Below are 15,858 nucleotides of genomic sequence, written 5' to 3' on the forward strand. Positions count from 1 at the left end.
TTCTTCATCGCCACGCGCGAATTGCGTGGCTCGAAAGCGTCTCTGCCGATGATCGGCGTGTTACGCGGCTCTTTTCGGGCGTCGGCCCTTTGAAAATTGAAGCCCGGCTTCGCGCGCGATCTTTAATAGCGTCGAGACGGAGACTTGCCGACCGGAAGCCTCGCGTGCGCCCCGTGCGCCATGGATGCGAATCAGCTCCAAAAGCCGACTTCGTTCTTCCGGCAGAAAGGTCGGCGGTCGGCCTCGCTGTTTCCGTTCCCAACTCGGCTGCGCGGCTTGATCTTGTTGGGGCATCGATCGCAATTCCAGATACGAAATAAGAGCCGTCCGTTCGACCGATTCAGTGGAATCCGTGCCCTTTACCAGCGCCAGCAGAAGCCGGTTCCTCCGAAAAAGTCGTCTGCCGCCTGATTTAACCCCACTCCGGCGTGAATATCGATTTGCACGTTCGGCATGAGGAAGATGTGAACGCCGGCGTGTTCGTAGTATTGAGTCGCGGCGGCCAGCGCACCGTTCGGCCAGATGAGCACGAACTCGTTGAACAACATCAATCGTTCGCACAAGTCGTACTCGAAATTGAACGTCTGAAAGACTTCGGTGTAGTAGTGATCGAGACCGAAATCGCCGCGGCGATTGACGTTCGTATTCGCTTCCAACTCCAGCTTCTCGGTCACCATCCAGGCATACACGAAGTTCATGCCCGGCAAAACTTGGCCGGAAGTAAAGTTCGGGTGCCCACTCGGCACGCGCATCTGCGGAAACACCGTCAGCTCCGGCAGAATGCCCGATTGCTTCGTCAGCGCGACCTTCGCCCCGAGGTAGATGTCGTCGCTGCCCCCCATGGTCAAGCTCTGCCCGGTGAGCGTCTCCTTCTCGACGAAGTAGTTGTATCCCAAGCGAAACTCGAACCACTCGCGAAACATGCCGACGCGCAATAACGTCTCCGGAAAGGAATGCGTTTGGACGCGTGTTCCACCTTGGTCGTCGCGGTAGTAGGTGTAACCGGTCTCGACTTGCACGCGGCCGAGCCCGACGGTCGTGGCCGCTTCGGCGAAGTGCGGCCGATCGGTGATGATGCGAGGATTCGGATCTTCCGGTTCTTCTTCATGGGGCACACCGCTCCATTCCAGCAGCGTCTTAGGATAGGAGCGTCCCGCCACGGCGAAGTAATCGAGAGGATCCGCAGCTGCCAAGCTCGGTGTCGACAGAAGTGCCGACAGCGACAGAACAAGCAGAGAATTATGGAGGTTTTTCATAGGTGCAATCTTCGCGCTGGCGTGCTGCGGTTGGGAGGCGGAAAACAGCATGCAGGAATCGACTAGTACGAACTGATGGTTAATTTATCGACAGATTTTATGACTAAGGGGAGCTAAAAAAAGATTTTTGGGCAATCAAAAATCTTGAGGTTGCTAGCATCGGCTACTACTTGCTCATGCCGCGAAGATTCGGCAGCGACTTCATCGCGTTCACGGACGAACGCGTGGCTCAAGGACTGCAAACCGAGGCGTCTTTTGCCGCGGCATTAGATGCGGCTCAAGACCTCGGCCGTCTCACGGCAGAGCCTGGCCGCTTCCTCTTCCGTAGGTGCCTCGGCGATCGCCCGCACGACCGGTTCGGTGTTGCTTGCGCGAACTAGCAGCCAGCTCTTCGGCCAGTCGAGCCGGAGGCCGTCGAGTGTGTCCACCTCGGCATCGGAGAAGTGCTTTCGCAGTGCCGCCAAGCCCGGAGCGAGTTTCTCGGCCGGGAGCGTGATCTTCGTTTTCACGATCTCGTAGCGAGGCAATTCTGCTGCGAATCGGCTCAGCGAAAGTTGTCGCGAGGCCAGCGCATCCAGCATCAGCGCCATTCCGGCGAAGCTGTCCCGCACATAGCCGACGCGCGGATCAATGACTCCGCCGTTTCCTTCGCCGCCGTAAACGGCACTTCGCTTTTTCATTTCATCGACGACATTCGCTTCCCCCACCGCCGAGCGCGTGAACGTCGCACCATGTTTCGCGGCGATGTCTTCGATCATCCGACTCGTCGAGCAATTCGTCACCACGGCGCCGGCCGAGCCCGAGTCTCGTTTGAGCTTGGCAAGCACGTGCTCGGCGCAAAGGGCGGGCGTATATTCCTCACCGATGTAGTTGCCCAGCTCATCGATGAGTGCCAGGCGATCGGCATCGGGATCCTGACAGAAGCCGATATCCGCCCGAGCTTCGACGACCTTCGCTGACACCCCGACCAAGTTCTCCGCCGTCGGTTCCGGCACATGCGCGAATTGCCCGTCGGGCGTGCCGCCGAGAATCGTCGTCGTGCAACCTAGTTCGTCCAGCAATCGCTTGCCCAGCACGCTACCCGAACCGTGGTTCGCATCGAGTAGCACGCGAAACTTCCTCGCCCGGATCGCCGCGACGTCGATCGTCGCCAGCACCGTTTGCAGATGTGCGGTGGTCGTGTCTTCCAGCACGACGACGTCGCCGAGTCGGTCGTGCGCGACCCAAGCCGGCTCAATGCCGCTTCGATAGCGCTCCAGCACGAGCAAGCCTGCGTTCGCGGGAGCGACGCGCCCTTCGCCGGTGAAGAGCTTGATGCCGTTATATGCCGGCGGGTTGTGGCTGGCGGAAATCTGAATGCCGCCGGCGGCACGATGCGTGCGCACCAGGATACCGGTCGTCGGCGTGGCTGCGACTCCGCCGTCGAGGCAGCGTCGTCCGCAGGCCGCGATCGCCGCTCGGATGGCGTCGCACAGCATCGGCCCGCTCGCGCGGCCATCGCGCGTCACGACGATCGGACCTTCCGGAAGCGTGCCGACAAACGCAGCGACGTAGCGCATCGCCGTCGCCGGCGAAAGGCTTTCACCGATGATTCCTCGCAGGCCGCTGACGCTGATGATCGGTTCCGGCATCGTGATTTTCCGAAGGAAGTCGCAGGTGTTTAAAGTCGGAATCGCTCACGCGAAGTATACGAATCGGCCGCGGCATGTAAACGCGAACCTCATGCCGACGCTCGGTCGCATGCCGCGGCACACGTTTCCCGGTTTCGCTCGCCGATGCGTCGCCGGCCCTTTTCGCTTCCGCGATCATCGGCCACAATACCGACTTCTCTCACTCACGTCGCACGAGGAGGCTCGTCCTAGGCCATGTCGCTCGATCTCAAGTCCCTGACGTCGCAAATTCAACAGTCCGTCGAAGCGGGCCGGCTTACGAAATCGGCCGCCGAAAACATCCACGTGTGGCTGACGGAGCCCCGCTACGGTGAATATGCGGCCGAAGTTGCTTCGCATGTCGTGGCCGGCAAGTGGAAAGAACTCGACGACGCGTTTTGGACGATCATCCCTTTCGGAACCGGCGGACGCCGCGGTCGAATGTATCCGATCGGTTCCAATGCGATCAACGACCGCACCATCGGCGAAAGCGCGCAAGGGCTCGCGAACTACGTGAAACGGCACATGGCTCCGGGCACGAAGCAAGCCTGCGCCATCGGCTACGACACGCGGCACCGCTCGCGTCAGTTCGCCGAACTTTGTGCCGAAGTGATGGTCGCGGCCGGCTTCCAGGTTTTCTTTCTTGATGGATATCGAAGCACGCCCGAGGTGTCGTTCACGGTTCGCTACAAGAACTGTGCGTGCGGTCTGATGGTGACGGCGAGCCACAATCCCCCGAGCGATAATGCCGTGAAGGCCTATTGGGCCGGCGGCGTGCAGGTGATCCCGCCGCACGACAAAGGGGTGATCGACGAAGTCATGGCTTGCACGAAGATCGAGCGCACTCCTTTCAAGGAAGCGCTCGCCGCCGGCACCGTCGTTTATTGCCAAGACGAAGTCGACGCGGCCTATTTGCAAGCGGCGCATACGCAAAGTTTCGCCGGACCGCGCGAGCTCAAGATCATCTACTCGCCGCTGCACGGCGTCGGCGCAGCGACGATCATGCCGCTCTTAGATCGAGACGGTTTCAAAAACGTCGAGTTGTTCGCACCTCAGGCCGAGCCCGACGGCGACTTCCCGAATGTGCCGGGCCATGTCTCGAATCCGGAGAATCCGGCGGTCTTCGATTCGATGATCGCGCGTGCGAAGGAGACCGGCGCCGAGTTTATCCTTGCGACCGATCCCGACGCCGATCGAGTTGGCTGCGCCGCGCGAGTAAAGGCCGGCGGGGAATGGCGCACGTTTACCGGCAATCAGATCGGCGCACTGCTGACCGATTACGTGCTCGAACGTCGCAAAGGGGCCGGCTCGTTGTCACCGAAACACTATGTCGTAAAGACGCTCGTCACGACCGACATGGTTCGCCGCATCGCGGATAGCTACGGAGTCCGTACGATCGGCGATCTGCATGTCGGCTTCAAGTGGATCGGGCGGGCGATCGATCTCGAAGGCCCCGCCGAATTCGTGCTCGGTACGGAAGAGTCGCACGGTTATCTCACCGGCACGCACGCACGTGATAAAGACGCCAACGTCGCGGCCATGCTCTTGGCCGAGCTCGCCGCGCGCGTGAAGTCGGAAGGAAAGACGCTGCATGAGAAGCTCGACTCGCTCTATTGGCAACATGGTTGCCATGTCGAACGGCTTTACAACCAAAGCCTGCCCGGCAGCGAAGGAATGGCGAAGACGCGCAAGCTCATGGAGACCTTGCGAACTACGCCTCCGGCCACGCTCGGGGGCTTGAAAGTGCGGCAGGCGCGCGACTATCTTAATCTCACGATCAAGACTCCGTCCGGCACGTCGAAACCCCTCGTCGCGGAAAAGGGAGATATGATCGTGCTCGATTTCGCCGACGAAGGAAACTTCGTCGCCGTTCGCCCGTCGGGCACGGAGCCGAAAGTGAAATACTATATGTTCGCGTATGAACCGGCCGAGCAGTTGGCGAATTTAGAAGTCGCGAAGCAAGAGCTCACGGAGCGATTGATCCGCATCGAAAAGGATTTCCAAGCAATCGCCGCCTCGCTTTGATTATCGAGCGCTTAAGCAATGAAAAAGGGAGCGGAAAGCCTCGGCTTTCCGCTCCCTTTTCTTATCGGCAGTACGCGCAGCGCGTTTAGCCTTGCTGAACTTTCTTCGCCGAAGCTCGCGCCACGGCGAGGCATTCCTTAATGTCGGCGATCGGATCTTTCGGGTTCTCTTCGTACTCGAGCGACAGCGCTCCGTCGGCCGGGAACTTCACCTCGCGCAAAGCGACGAAGGTTTGATCGACGTTCATGTGCCCCTTGCCGAGGATCACCCCCTTGGTCTTGTCCTGCATGTCGGCGAAGTCCTTGAGATGCACGCCGTAGAGCCGGCCCTTGAGGGCGCGGATCACGTCTTCCGGCTTCTCGCCCGAGCGGATGTAGTGGCCCAAGTCGGCACAAGCGCCGATCCGTTCGTCGTGCTTTTCGATCGCATGCAAGACGTCGGTCACTTTGTTGTAGCGATGCGTCGGGCCGTGGTTGTGGATCGCCACGCGAATGTCGAACTCCTTGACCAGCGAGTCGAGATTCTCGAACGAATCGGGATCGGGATCGGCCGTGATGTTGCGGATGCCGGCGGCCTTGGCGAACTGGAACAACTTCTTGTTCTTTTCGTAGTCCTTCGTCAGCCGGTTCACGCCGTGCGCCGAGATCACTTGGCCGTATCCTTCGAGCTTCTCCTTGAGCGCCGCGATTTGCTCTGCGGTGCTGTCCGGGCTGAACATGCCGCCGAAGAATTCGATGTCGCGAACTTCGAGATCGTGGCAATGTTGCAACGCATTGTCGAGGGCGTAGCCGCGGAGCGAGTAGATCTGCAACCCGACTTCGAAGCCCTCGAAGTCGGCAGCTTGTAGCACGCGCGACATGAACGAAGAGGCGGCCAATCCGCCCGCAGCGACCGCCGCAGTTTTCAGAAAGCTTCGACGTGGGACGTTCCGCGACATAAGGACGACTCCGAGTGCAAGAGAAATGGACTGCTGGGATGCAGCGAATGATTGGAGAACTTACGAATCGGCTGCGGAATCGCAGCCGACCGGCCGATCGTGCCTGAAAGCCGAATCGGAAAGTTTCCCTATACTAACGCGCCAAGATCGCATCCGCCGGCCGCGCAGGTCGAGGAATTGCGGTACGCTAGAGATCGCGATTCCGCGCGGCGGGCTTCAACACGGCGGGATGCAACGGGCCGACGCGGCGGTGCTGCCGACGGCGCTCGAAGCGCTGTGGCGCAGCGGAAAGAAGGGGATTGCGGCGAGGCCGTCATGCCCGGCCGATCCGGGGCACTACCCTTGCGGGCGTGGGGCCGTGATCAGGTCGAGCGAGAGAAGAGCCAAAACGCCCATTCCGAAAAACAATACGGCCGACATCGTTAATCCTTAGCCCCCGCGGGCGGTAATCCATTCGTCGAAACAGCGGCAAATCACACTGAGCATTCCGCTTTCGACTTCTCGTTAGGTATGTTGCCGTCGTGAAGACGAGCGTCACACCTATTTAGCAACTTCCGAATAATCTAGAAGTGCTAGCACTCGAAGCCGGTGAAACCCGAGCGAACTCGCCTTCCGAAACCTCTCTCCGATAAAAACCGCATATCCGTTGCAGCCGGTCTTTCTCGGAGCAGTCGGATAGAATGCGCTATATCCTCACAACACGCAAGTACAGCCCTAACAGTTTTTTCGAGGGAATCGTGGTTGACGACGGTCCGATCGAAGGGGAGCCGAAAAAGAAAAAAACTCGCGGTAGCCGCGCGTCGGATCCGGCAGCCCAACTCTCCGCAGAAACACCGGCCGAAGAAGCCGTGATCGCCGACGATGTGACGTTGCCGAAGCCTGAAGAACAAGCCACGGCCGACGCGGTTGATTCCGAGACTGTCGATCCCGAAACGAAGTCCGTGATCCTCGAATTCGGCCTAGGATACGGCCGCGCAGCCGCACGCGTGAAGGAGTTTCCGCACAAGCCGGGGGTCTATCTGATGAAGGATAGCACCGGTCGGGTCATCTACATCGGCAAAGCGAAAGACCTACGGAATCGGGCTTCGAGCTACTTCCTCAAGGTCGCCGCCGTCGAACGTCGGACGGCGGAACTAGTCCGCGAAATCTGCGACATCGACTACATCGAGTGCGACAGCGAAGTCGATGCGCTCTTGGCCGAGTCGCGGTTGATCAAAGACATTCAACCGAAATTCAATCAAGACCTGAAAGACGACAAGTCGTTTCCGTATCTCGAAATCTTCGTGCGCGAAGACTTTCCTCGCGTCGAATTCACGCGCGAGCCGCAAGACCGCGGCACGAAGCTTTACGGGCCGTTCGCCTCGGCCGGAAGCTTGCGCGGCGCGATCGCCGTGCTGCAAAAAGTCTTCAAGTTCCGCACCTGCTCGCTCGATATCGCGGCCGACGACGATCGTTGGCGTTGGTTTCGGCCCTGCCTCTTGGCGAGCATCGATCAATGCACCGCGCCATGCAACATGCGGATCTCGAAAGAGGAATATCGCAAAGACATCGACCGGCTCCGGATGTTCTTAGACGGCAATAAGAAGAAGCTTTTGACGGAAATGCGGGCTGAAATGGCCGTAGCGGCGAAAGGCTTGTTGTTCGAGAAAGCCGGCCGCTTGCGCGATGAGATCCGCATGCTGGAAACTCTTGACGACCGGGGCGAGCTCGATACGCATGAGCAGCCCGAGGTGTTCTTCATCGATCCGAAGAAGGGGCTCGCCGGATTGAAGAAGGTGCTCGGCATGGACAAAACTCCGCGGACGATCGAAGGAGTGGATATCGCACACTTGCAGGGAGGAGAGACGGTCGCTTCGCTCGTGCAATTCATCGACGGCCTGCCGTTCAAGCCGGGCTACAAGCGCTACAAGATCCGAAGCGTGACCGGCATCGACGACTTCGCGAGCATCCATGAAGTCGTCGCTCGGCGCTTCAAGCGGCTCGAAGACGAAGGAGGATTGTTTCCCGATATCTTGCTCATCGACGGCGGCAAGGGACAACTCAACGCCGGCCTCGCGGCGTTTCGCGCGCTCGACATCACGCCGCCGACGATCATCTCGCTCGCGAAGCGCGAAGAGGAGATTTACATTCCCGGCGCCGACGAGCCGCTCAGGCTCAGTCGACATGCCTACGCGCTACGGCTCTTGCAATACGTGCGCGATGAGGCGCATCGGTTCGCGCAGCATTATCATCACATGCTGCGCCGCAAAACGACCTTCGGCGACGACACGAAGTAGCACTGCAAAGTAGCGGCGCATGCGCTCGCTTGAATTGTGCTTCTTCGTTCGCTTCGGCAGCTTGTGAAGTGGCCCGACCACAGGCTTTCGTGCAGTCTTCCGATGCGCGCAAAAGGCCACGATTTCGGACTTTTTTCCCAGCGAAGCTTGCAATAACGAGATCCGCCGATATGATCTGAATCCGTGGGAAACTTGCCCATGCAGTTTCGGTAAGCTGAGACTGTGTGGTTTTAGAGCCCATTGCTCTTAGGCAGTTCGGAAACGGAGTTCCGCAATAAACCGTCGACTCGGTTGCCGTAAGGCATCCGGCTCGACGATGACGGGCGCTTCGATCTCGAGTACGTCGACCCATGGCCGCTTCGGCAGCAGACTTGATCCTCGGAGAATTTTCCCGCACGCTCGATGAGCGCTTTCGCGTGGCGGTGCCGAGCGAAATGGTCGCGCTGTTGGGAGCGACGGATGGTCGCTGTGTGCTCGCGAAAGAACGGCCCGGGTGTCTCAGCCTTTGGGAAGCGAAGGCTTGGACCGAACGCATGCAGGCCGGCGTCGAATTGATTCGGGCCAAGATGCGGGCAGGGAAGTTGGATGGGCGCTCGTCGCAAGTGCAAGTGCTCGGGCGCTTGCTTTCGACCCGACATGCCGAAGTGCAACTCGGCGATCGAGGGCGTTTGTTGGTGCCCGACGGTTTCCGCGGCTTTCTTAAAGCCGTGGGAGGAGGAGAAGTGATGCTCGTCGGCGCCGGCGTCTGTATCGAGATTTGGCATCCGCCGTCGTGGCTCGATTATCTCGAACGGCGCATGCCTCGCTTCCGAAAACTATTCGATCAACTCGCCGATTGATTTTTGGCCGATTGATTTTTGATTGTGCGATCCGCAATCGGTTTTTAACACGTTTACGATATCCGGCTCGGTGCGGAGGGTTTGCTCTTCGTTTTGCTCCCGTTGTCACCCGGTGCAGCTTGGCGAATCCAGGGATTGGAAAATTGGCTAGGACGGCCTCAGAGTCTCCTCCCCCGAGCCGGATACTTTTTCAAGCAGTGGTCGGTGGTCAGTTGTCAGTGATCAGATAGGAAGTTCGCTTCCCAAGCTGAACACTGAACACCGGCCACTGACCACTTCCCGCAGCACTCAATCGATGATCGTTTGCGTTTCCAGTTCTTTGCCGCGTGGGTCGCCGCCGCGGCTGTTGCGGCGTTGAATCGCCGCCGCGATGAAGTCGCGGAACAGCGGGTGTGCGGCGATCGGCTTGCTCTTGAATTCCGGATGGAATTGCACGGCCAAGAACCACGGATGGGCCGGGTATTCCAAAATTTCGACGAGCGCTCCGTCGGGGCTTTTGCCCGTGAAACGGAGCCCGTGTGCCTCAAATTGCTGACGGTAAACGTTGTTGAACTCGTAGCGATGGCGATGGCGCTCGGTGATTTGCGCCGCGCCGTAAGCCGCTTCGGCCTTGCTGCCGGCTTCGAGCATGGCGGGCTGCGCGCCGAGACGCATCGTGCCTCCCATGTCGGTAATCGTCTTTTGTTCGTTGAGCAAGCAAATCACGGGATGCTTGGTGTCTTTGCTGAACTCGGTCGAGTGTGCTCCTTCGAGACCGATCACGTTACGGGCGAATTCGATCGCGGCGCATTGCATGCCGAGGCAGATGCCGAAAAACGGGATGTCGCGCATCCGCGCAAAGCGAATCGCCTCGATCTTTCCTTCGATCCCGCGCTCGCCGAAGCCGCCGGGAATGAGAATGCCGTCGTAGCCCGACAGGAGGCGTTCGGGCCCTTCGCGTTCGACTTCTTCCGCCTGAATCCGTTGGATGCGCACTTGCGCGTGGTTGGCGATGCCGGCATGGTCGAGCGATTCGTAGATCGATTTATACGCGTCGCGATGCTCGGCGTATTTGCCGACGACGGCGATGCTGATCTCTTCGCGCGGATTGCGCAAGCGATGCAGTAGCTCTTTCCACTGGTCGAGCTTCAATCGACCGGCTGGCAGGTTCAGCCGTTTGCAGATCAACTCGTCGAGTTTGTTTTCGACCAAGCTGAACGGCACTTCGTAGATCGAGAAGTCTTTGTCTTTCTCTTCGATCACGGCTTCGAGCGGCAGATTGCAGAACAGCGCGATCTTTTCGCGGTCTTCGCGGCTGATCGTCCGCTCGGTGCGGCAAATCAGCACGTCGGGCTGGATGCCGATCTCGCGCATCTGGCCGACCGAGTGCTGCGTCGGCTTGGTCTTCAATTCGCCGGCCGCTTTGAGATACGGAACCAGCGTGAGATGGATGTAGAGGCAATTCTCTTTGCCGATATCAAGCGAATATTGCCGGATCGCTTCGAGAAACGGCAGGCTTTCGATATCGCCGACCGTGCCGCCGATCTCGGTGATGACGACATCGACGTCGTCGGCCGCGAGCTTCGCCACGCACGACTTGATCTCGTTCGTGATATGCGGAATGACCTGCACGGTCTTGCCGAGGAACTCGCCGCGCCGTTCCTTATTAATGACCGAAAGATAGATCTGACCGGTCGTGTAGTTCGAGTCGCGCGTGAGGGGGCCGTTCGTGAAGCGCTCGTAGTGGCCGAGATCGAGGTCGGTCTCGCTCCCGTCGTCGAGCACATAGACTTCCCCGTGCTGATAGGGGCTCATCGTGCCGGGATCGACGTTGATATAAGGGTCGAACTTTTGCAAGCGAACCCGTAGGCCGCGCTGCTCGAGCAGCATGCCGACCGACGCGCTGGTCAATCCTTTTCCCAACGAACTGACGACGCCGCCGGTTACGAAAATATGTTTCGTCATGCGATTATCGGCCCCTTGCGTTTCGGCTTCTGGGTAAAAGCCGATTCTATCAGCTAGCGGAACTTCCGCCATGAGGCCCACGGCGCTTCGACGGAAACACTGTTAGCCGCAATACTTCGGAAGTTTTACGGCGAGTTTCACTCGCCGCAAGCCAGGCCATTCGCTTAAGGCCTGTCGCGTTAGGCTCGGCCGGCGCGCGCCACGAACGCCGCGTAGTCGGCCGGGGTATCGATGCCGCGCGTCGGTTCGTCGACGACCCCCACGCCGATTTCGTAGCCCGCTTCCAGGACTCGGAGCTGTTCGAGCTTCTCGATCTGCTCGAATCGCGACGGGGGAAGCGCCGCGATTTGCATTAAGAACTCACGCCGATAGGCATAGAGCCCGATGTGTTGCAGGAACGGCGCAGGCTCGGCTGCCAGGAGCGCATCGTCCCATTCGCGCGGATGCGGCACGACGCTCCGGCTGAAATAAAGCGCGCGGCCGCGCCGGTCGCACACGACCTTCACGACCGCCGGATTTTCCAGCATGGCCCGAGTCCGAATCGGAGTCGCCAGGGTCGACATCACGAGCGATGGATCGCGCTCTAAGATTTCGATCGCCAGATCGATCGAGCTCCCCGCGATCTCCGGTTCATCCCCTTGCACGTTGACGATAATCTCGACGTCGTCCGGGAGTTGCCGTGCCACCTCGGCCACGCGATCGGTGCCGCTGGCGCAATCGACGCTCGTCATCTGCGCAAGGCCGGCAAACGCGACGACCTCGCGCCGAATCTCTTCCGCGTCGGTCGCCACACAGTAGCCCGACGGGCGTCGTGCTCGTCGCGCCGATTCATAAGTGTGTTGAATCAGCGACTTGCCGGTCTCGCGAAGCAGAAGCTTTTGCGGTAGCCGAGTCGAAGCCAACCGCGCGGGGATCACGACGAAAGATTTCACGAACCGGGCTCCTGAAGGGCAGAGGTATCGGCATCGAACCGCCACTCGTATTTCGAGAGTGTCTCGTCGCACGGTGTCGATGCCCAATGTCGATGCATCGACGTTAGCTGGTGTAAGCGAGAAAATCCGCTTAATCCGAGGCAAAGCCGCGATTGTAGCCGTCGACAAGCAGCGGTCTACGGCATTTACCGCCGTTCGCGCGTCGACTGCCGGCATACGGTTCTCTAGCGGCGATTCCGCGGGTTTGATACAGTCCGCGGCCCAATCGGTACGTTGGGATCGGGAATTTATTTTCTACGTCGAGCAGTGAGGTCGATCATGTGCGGCATCGTCGGATATGTAGGAAGTCGCGAGTGCATCGATTTTCTCGTGCATGGCTTGCGCCGGCTTGAGTATCGCGGTTACGACAGTTCCGGCGTGGTGACGCTCGGCGATGCGACTCCGCTGACCGTCGTGAAGGCGGCCGGCCGCATCGACAAACTCGTCGCCAAGCTCGCGCAGACGCCGACCAACGGCACGACCGGCGTCGGGCACACGCGCTGGGCCACACACGGTCCGGCGACCGACGTAAACGCGCATCCGCATCTCGGCGGCAACGGCATCGTGGCCGTCGTGCATAACGGCGTGATCGAAAACTTTCGACCGTTGAAGCAACGCCTCGAATCGCTCGGCTACTGCTTCCGTTCCGCGACCGATACGGAAGTGGTCGCGCATTTGGTCGCCGAACAACTCACGAAAGAATTGGCCGCGGAACCGATCGCGACGATCGAAGAGATGGCGGCGCGAAACTACGAACCGTTGGTCAACACGGTCCGTGCCGTCTTGTTGAAGTTGCATGGCACTTACGGGTTGGGCGTCGTGTTTCGCGATTTCCCCGGCGTGATCATCGCGGCGAAGCTCGGCAGCCCGCTCGTCGTCGGCGTCGGACAAGGCGAACACTTTCTCGCGAGCGATGCCTCGCCGCTCGTCGGGAGCACCGACAAGATCGTGTACCTCAACGATCACGAGATCGCCGTCGTCACGGCCGACTCGCTGCGCATTCTTCATCGCGACATGGGAGAGACGACGGCCGACGTTCGTACGCTCGACGTGCGCTCGAACGATGTCGACAAAGGGGACTTCGAGCATTTCATGCTCAAGGAGATCTTCGAGCAGCCCGACACCTTGCGCAACACGATGCGCGGACGACTCTGCGTCGACGAAGCGACGGCACATTTCGGCGGCCTGAATCTTACCGCCAAGGAACTTCGCTCGGTGAAGCGCATCGTGCTGACCGGTTGCGGCACCAGTTGGCATGCAGGACTCGTGGGTAAGTATCTGATCGAAGAACTGGCGCGCATTCCGGTCGAAGTGGAGTATGCGAGCGAGCTGCGGTATCGCAATCCGCCGCTCGACGACGGCACGCTCGTCTTCGCGATCACGCAGTCGGGCGAAACCGCCGACACGTTGGCCGCGATGCGCGAGATGAAGCGCATGGGACACATGACCTTGGCGATCTCGAACGTCGTCGGTAGCACGATCGCCCAGGAAGCGCACGGCGGTATCTATCTGCATGCGGGCCCCGAGATCGGCGTCGCTTCGACGAAGGCTTTTACTTCGCAATGCGCCGCGCTGACGATGCTCGCGCTCTACCTCGGACGGATGCGGCACCTGAGCCATACGCAAGGTGCGCGGATCATCGAACAGTTGCAAGCCTTGCCCGAGCATGTTCGGCAAGCGCTCGAGACCGATGCCGCGATTCGTCGGATCGCCGCGAAGTATGTCGACTGCCGGACGTTCCTCTATCTCGGCAGGCAGTTCAACTTCCCGGCTGCTCTCGAAGGGGCCTTGAAGCTCAAGGAAATCAGCTACATCCACGCCGAAGGTTATCCGGCCGCGGAGATGAAGCATGGCCCGATCGCGCTCGTCGATGCCGAGACTCCGAGCGTGTTCATCGTGCCGAAGGGTGCGCTGTTCGATAAAGTGATGTCGAACATGGAAGAAATAAAAGCCCGCGGCGGACCGGTGATTGCGATCACTTGTCCGGAGGGGGCGAGCGCCGTCGAATTGGCCGACGATGTGATCGAGATCCCGGCGGTTGCCGACTTCTTGCAGCCGATCGTTTCGGCGATTCCGCTCCAGCTTTTGGCGTACCACATCGCGGTTCTCCGCGGCTGCGACGTCGACAAGCCCCGCAACCTCGCGAAGAGCGTGACTGTCGAGTAGCTCTTCGAGAGGCGGGCGAATCGACCTCGGGCGCTTGAGCAAACCACACGATCTGCCATACTAACGGCTCGATCGGCGACGGCCTCTATAAACGCCGCCGATCCATCAGGGCCCGTAGCTCAGCGGTTAGAGCAGGGGACTCATAATCCCTTGGTCCACAGTTCGAATCTGTGCGGGCCTATCAAGAAAACCCTCGTATTCTTTGGTGGATACGGGGGTTTTCGTTTTTCACGGCTGAAGCGTCGTTGGCCGTTGAGGCGTGTCGGACGCGAGGCATCGCAGGGCCGCAACGGAATTTGCGGGAGGCGGTGAACTTCCTCGGCGCCGGTATGCAATTTCCATTCATACCGACATGGAGTCGTCCTGGTTCACCAGACTTCGCCGCAGGCGCGGGCAATGCATGGAGTTTAACGATTGTAGCAATTGTATGGATTCTCCGGGCTTCGCCAGCCGATGTGGTCCCTGTCGGTCATGGTTGTTGAATGTTCATACAAGGCGGGGCTATTGATGTTGATTCGATTGGGCAGGTCGGTACTTTGCACGGCTGCGTTGTTCCTCTGGGGGGCGATCTCGGGTCCTGCGGCATCGAACGCTCAGGAGCAGCCAGTGGAAACTCCGGCTGCTGTAGCCCTGCCCAGTCCAACCCCGTCCGTCGAGGCCCCAGCCGTTGAAACACCGCCGGTTGACGTCCTGCCGATGCTCCCGGACCCGACGTATGCTGCACCGTCGCGCGTCGGAGTTCCATTGTCGGTCTACGTGCCGAACCTAAATCCCGGCTGGGAATTCACTGCCGGCGCGTTGTTGATGAAGCCGAGTGCCGACAACCTGGGCTTCGCGACCATCACGACGTTTCTGCCACTGCAGAATCCGCAGTGGGCCGTGCAGTCGCTGGATCCGGGGTATCAGCCCGGCTTCAATGTGGGAGCCCGATATGTGATGCCCGGTTCCGGCACCGACTTCCGGATGAATTGGGACCACCTCCGCACGAGCGACTCCCGGTCCGTGGCGGTCGGCAATCCGAACACGCAATGGATTTCTCCGTTCAGTCAGACCGGGCCGTCTACGTCGGAGGCTCCGAACAACGTCGGGATCTTCCACTTCAAGTCGGCCGATGGGCAAGTCGACTTCGGCTATGACATGGCTAACTTCGATCTGGGACAGACCGTGAACGTCGGACCGCATTCCCAGTTTCGGATCTTTGCGGGCTTGTCGTACACACGACTGAAGGAGCGCTTGGTCTCGAGATTTTATAACAACCCGAACATCAACCCGGTGCTTCCGGTCGTTGCGATTCCCGACCCGACGCTGCAGTACATCTCGCTCGATAATACGTCGACTTATTCGGGCGTGGGACCGCGCCTCGGCCTGAGCACGGACTACCGACTGTTTCGAGGGCTCAGCTTCATCGGCGAACTAAGCGGCTCGATTTTCGCGGGCCGGATGCAGCCCGCTCAATACAAATTCGCGGGCGTTTTCCAGAGTCGAACCGACAATGAGCAGATCGCCGGCGATGCCGTGACCCAGGTCGTGTACGGCGGCGATGCGAAAGTGGGGCTCGGCTACAAGCGCCCCGTGCTCAACGGTTCGATCTTGAATGTCGAATCGGGGTTCAGGGCCGCGATGTTCATCAACCCGTTCTCCACGTACGAGACAAGCACTAATGTCTTGCCTCTCGATATCGGTTCACTTTCGACCAACAGCATGCGGCATACGACGAGCAACTTCATGCTCAGCGGCTTTTACTGGAACTGCAGTTTGCAGTGGTGACCGGCATGGTATTGTCTCTCGTTTCGAT

At 59.7% G+C, this 15,858-nt stretch carries 11 protein-coding genes and 1 tRNA gene; 6 read left to right on the top strand and 6 right to left on the bottom strand.

The features are described 5' to 3' along the window. Nucleotides 1-60 precede the first annotated feature (60 nt). The 3 genes from K8U03_07600 to glmM form a co-directional block, all read right to left on the bottom strand. Nucleotides 61-294 carry a hypothetical protein gene (locus tag K8U03_07600; protein ID MCE9604754.1) on the bottom strand — a complete coding sequence of 78 codons (234 nt, stop codon included), beginning with the start codon at nucleotides 292-294 and terminating at the stop codon, nucleotides 61-63. 65 nt (nucleotides 295-359) lie between these two features. Continuing rightward, nucleotides 360-1,256, bottom strand: coding sequence for a transporter (locus K8U03_07605; GenBank protein ID MCE9604755.1), 897 nt, complete (start codon nucleotides 1,254-1,256; stop codon nucleotides 360-362). Between the two features lie 266 nt (nucleotides 1,257-1,522). Beyond that, nucleotides 1,523-2,887: a phosphoglucosamine mutase gene (glmM, locus tag K8U03_07610; protein MCE9604756.1), complete on the bottom strand. Its 1,365-nt coding sequence runs from the start codon at nucleotides 2,885-2,887 to the stop codon at nucleotides 1,523-1,525. A 234-nt stretch (nucleotides 2,888-3,121) separates the two neighbouring features. Between glmM and K8U03_07615 the strand changes: the two genes are divergently transcribed. Further along, nucleotides 3,122-4,930 carry a phospho-sugar mutase gene (locus K8U03_07615; protein ID MCE9604757.1) on the top strand — a complete coding sequence of 603 codons (1,809 nt, stop codon included), beginning with the start codon at nucleotides 3,122-3,124 and terminating at the stop codon, nucleotides 4,928-4,930. An 85-nt stretch (nucleotides 4,931-5,015) separates the two neighbouring features. Here the strand turns inward: K8U03_07615 and K8U03_07620 are convergent, their stop codons facing one another. Further along, a complete protein-coding gene (locus tag K8U03_07620) occupies nucleotides 5,016-5,867 on the bottom strand; it encodes a sugar phosphate isomerase/epimerase (GenBank protein MCE9604758.1) in 852 nt (283 codons plus the stop codon). A 680-nt stretch (nucleotides 5,868-6,547) separates the two neighbouring features. On the opposite strand from K8U03_07620, the gene K8U03_07625 reads away from it, so the two are divergent. Both K8U03_07625 and K8U03_07630 read left to right on the top strand, forming a co-directional pair. Further along, nucleotides 6,548-8,143: an excinuclease ABC subunit UvrC gene (locus tag K8U03_07625; protein MCE9604759.1), complete on the top strand. Its 1,596-nt coding sequence runs from the start codon at nucleotides 6,548-6,550 to the stop codon at nucleotides 8,141-8,143. A 350-nt stretch (nucleotides 8,144-8,493) separates the two neighbouring features. Further along, on the top strand, nucleotides 8,494-8,982 hold the full coding sequence (locus K8U03_07630; GenBank protein MCE9604760.1) for a division/cell wall cluster transcriptional repressor MraZ: 489 nt from the start codon (nucleotides 8,494-8,496) through the stop codon (nucleotides 8,980-8,982). Nucleotides 8,983-9,270: 288 nt separating this feature from the next. On the opposite strand, the gene K8U03_07635 is transcribed toward K8U03_07630, so the two are convergent. Both K8U03_07635 and kdsB read right to left on the bottom strand, forming a co-directional pair. Then, a complete protein-coding gene (locus tag K8U03_07635; GenBank protein MCE9604761.1) occupies nucleotides 9,271-10,926 on the bottom strand; it encodes a CTP synthase in 1,656 nt (551 codons plus the stop codon). Between the two features lie 179 nt (nucleotides 10,927-11,105). Continuing rightward, nucleotides 11,106-11,858, bottom strand: a complete 753-nt coding sequence (gene kdsB / locus K8U03_07640; GenBank protein ID MCE9604762.1) for a 3-deoxy-manno-octulosonate cytidylyltransferase — start codon at nucleotides 11,856-11,858, stop codon at nucleotides 11,106-11,108. A gap of 318 nt (nucleotides 11,859-12,176) precedes the next feature. Between kdsB and glmS the strand changes: the two genes are divergently transcribed. The 3 genes from glmS (at nucleotide 12,177) to K8U03_07655 (ending at nucleotide 15,830) form a co-directional block, all read left to right on the top strand. Continuing rightward, entirely contained in the window at nucleotides 12,177-14,063 is a 1,887-nt protein-coding gene (gene glmS, locus K8U03_07645) for a glutamine--fructose-6-phosphate transaminase (isomerizing) (GenBank protein ID MCE9604763.1), read from the top strand. A 108-nt stretch (nucleotides 14,064-14,171) separates the two neighbouring features. Beyond that, nucleotides 14,172-14,244, top strand: a tRNA-Ile gene (locus K8U03_07650). Between the two features lie 515 nt (nucleotides 14,245-14,759). Continuing rightward, on the top strand, nucleotides 14,760-15,830 hold the full coding sequence (locus K8U03_07655) for a hypothetical protein (protein ID MCE9604764.1): 1,071 nt from the start codon (nucleotides 14,760-14,762) through the stop codon (nucleotides 15,828-15,830). Nucleotides 15,831-15,858 lie beyond the last annotated feature (28 nt).

The sequence above is a fragment of the Planctomycetia bacterium genome, from assembly GCA_021413845.1.
Classification (GTDB): Bacteria; Planctomycetota; Planctomycetia; order Pirellulales; family PNKZ01; genus PNKZ01.

Excerpts from the sequence above, each read along its gene's own strand:
- glmS (MCE9604763.1), top strand. The coding sequence starts at position 12,177 with ATGTGCGGCATCGTCGGATATGTAGGAAGTCGCGAGTGCATCGATTTT.
- K8U03_07630 (MCE9604760.1), top strand. The coding sequence starts at position 8,494 with ATGGCCGCTTCGGCAGCAGACTTGATCCTCGGAGAATTTTCCCGCACG.
- K8U03_07615 (MCE9604757.1), top strand. The coding sequence starts at position 3,122 with ATGTCGCTCGATCTCAAGTCCCTGACGTCGCAAATTCAACAGTCCGTC.
- K8U03_07600 (MCE9604754.1), bottom strand. The coding sequence starts at position 294 with ATGCCCCAACAAGATCAAGCCGCGCAGCCGAGTTGGGAACGGAAACAG.
- K8U03_07655 (MCE9604764.1), top strand. The coding sequence starts at position 14,760 with ATGCTCCCGGACCCGACGTATGCTGCACCGTCGCGCGTCGGAGTTCCA.
- glmM (MCE9604756.1), bottom strand. The coding sequence starts at position 2,887 with ATGCCGGAACCGATCATCAGCGTCAGCGGCCTGCGAGGAATCATCGGT.
- K8U03_07605 (MCE9604755.1), bottom strand. The coding sequence starts at position 1,256 with ATGAAAAACCTCCATAATTCTCTGCTTGTTCTGTCGCTGTCGGCACTT.
- K8U03_07620 (MCE9604758.1), bottom strand. The coding sequence starts at position 5,867 with ATGTCGCGGAACGTCCCACGTCGAAGCTTTCTGAAAACTGCGGCGGTC.
- K8U03_07625 (MCE9604759.1), top strand. The coding sequence starts at position 6,548 with ATGCGCTATATCCTCACAACACGCAAGTACAGCCCTAACAGTTTTTTC.
- K8U03_07635 (MCE9604761.1), bottom strand. The coding sequence starts at position 10,926 with ATGACGAAACATATTTTCGTAACCGGCGGCGTCGTCAGTTCGTTGGGA.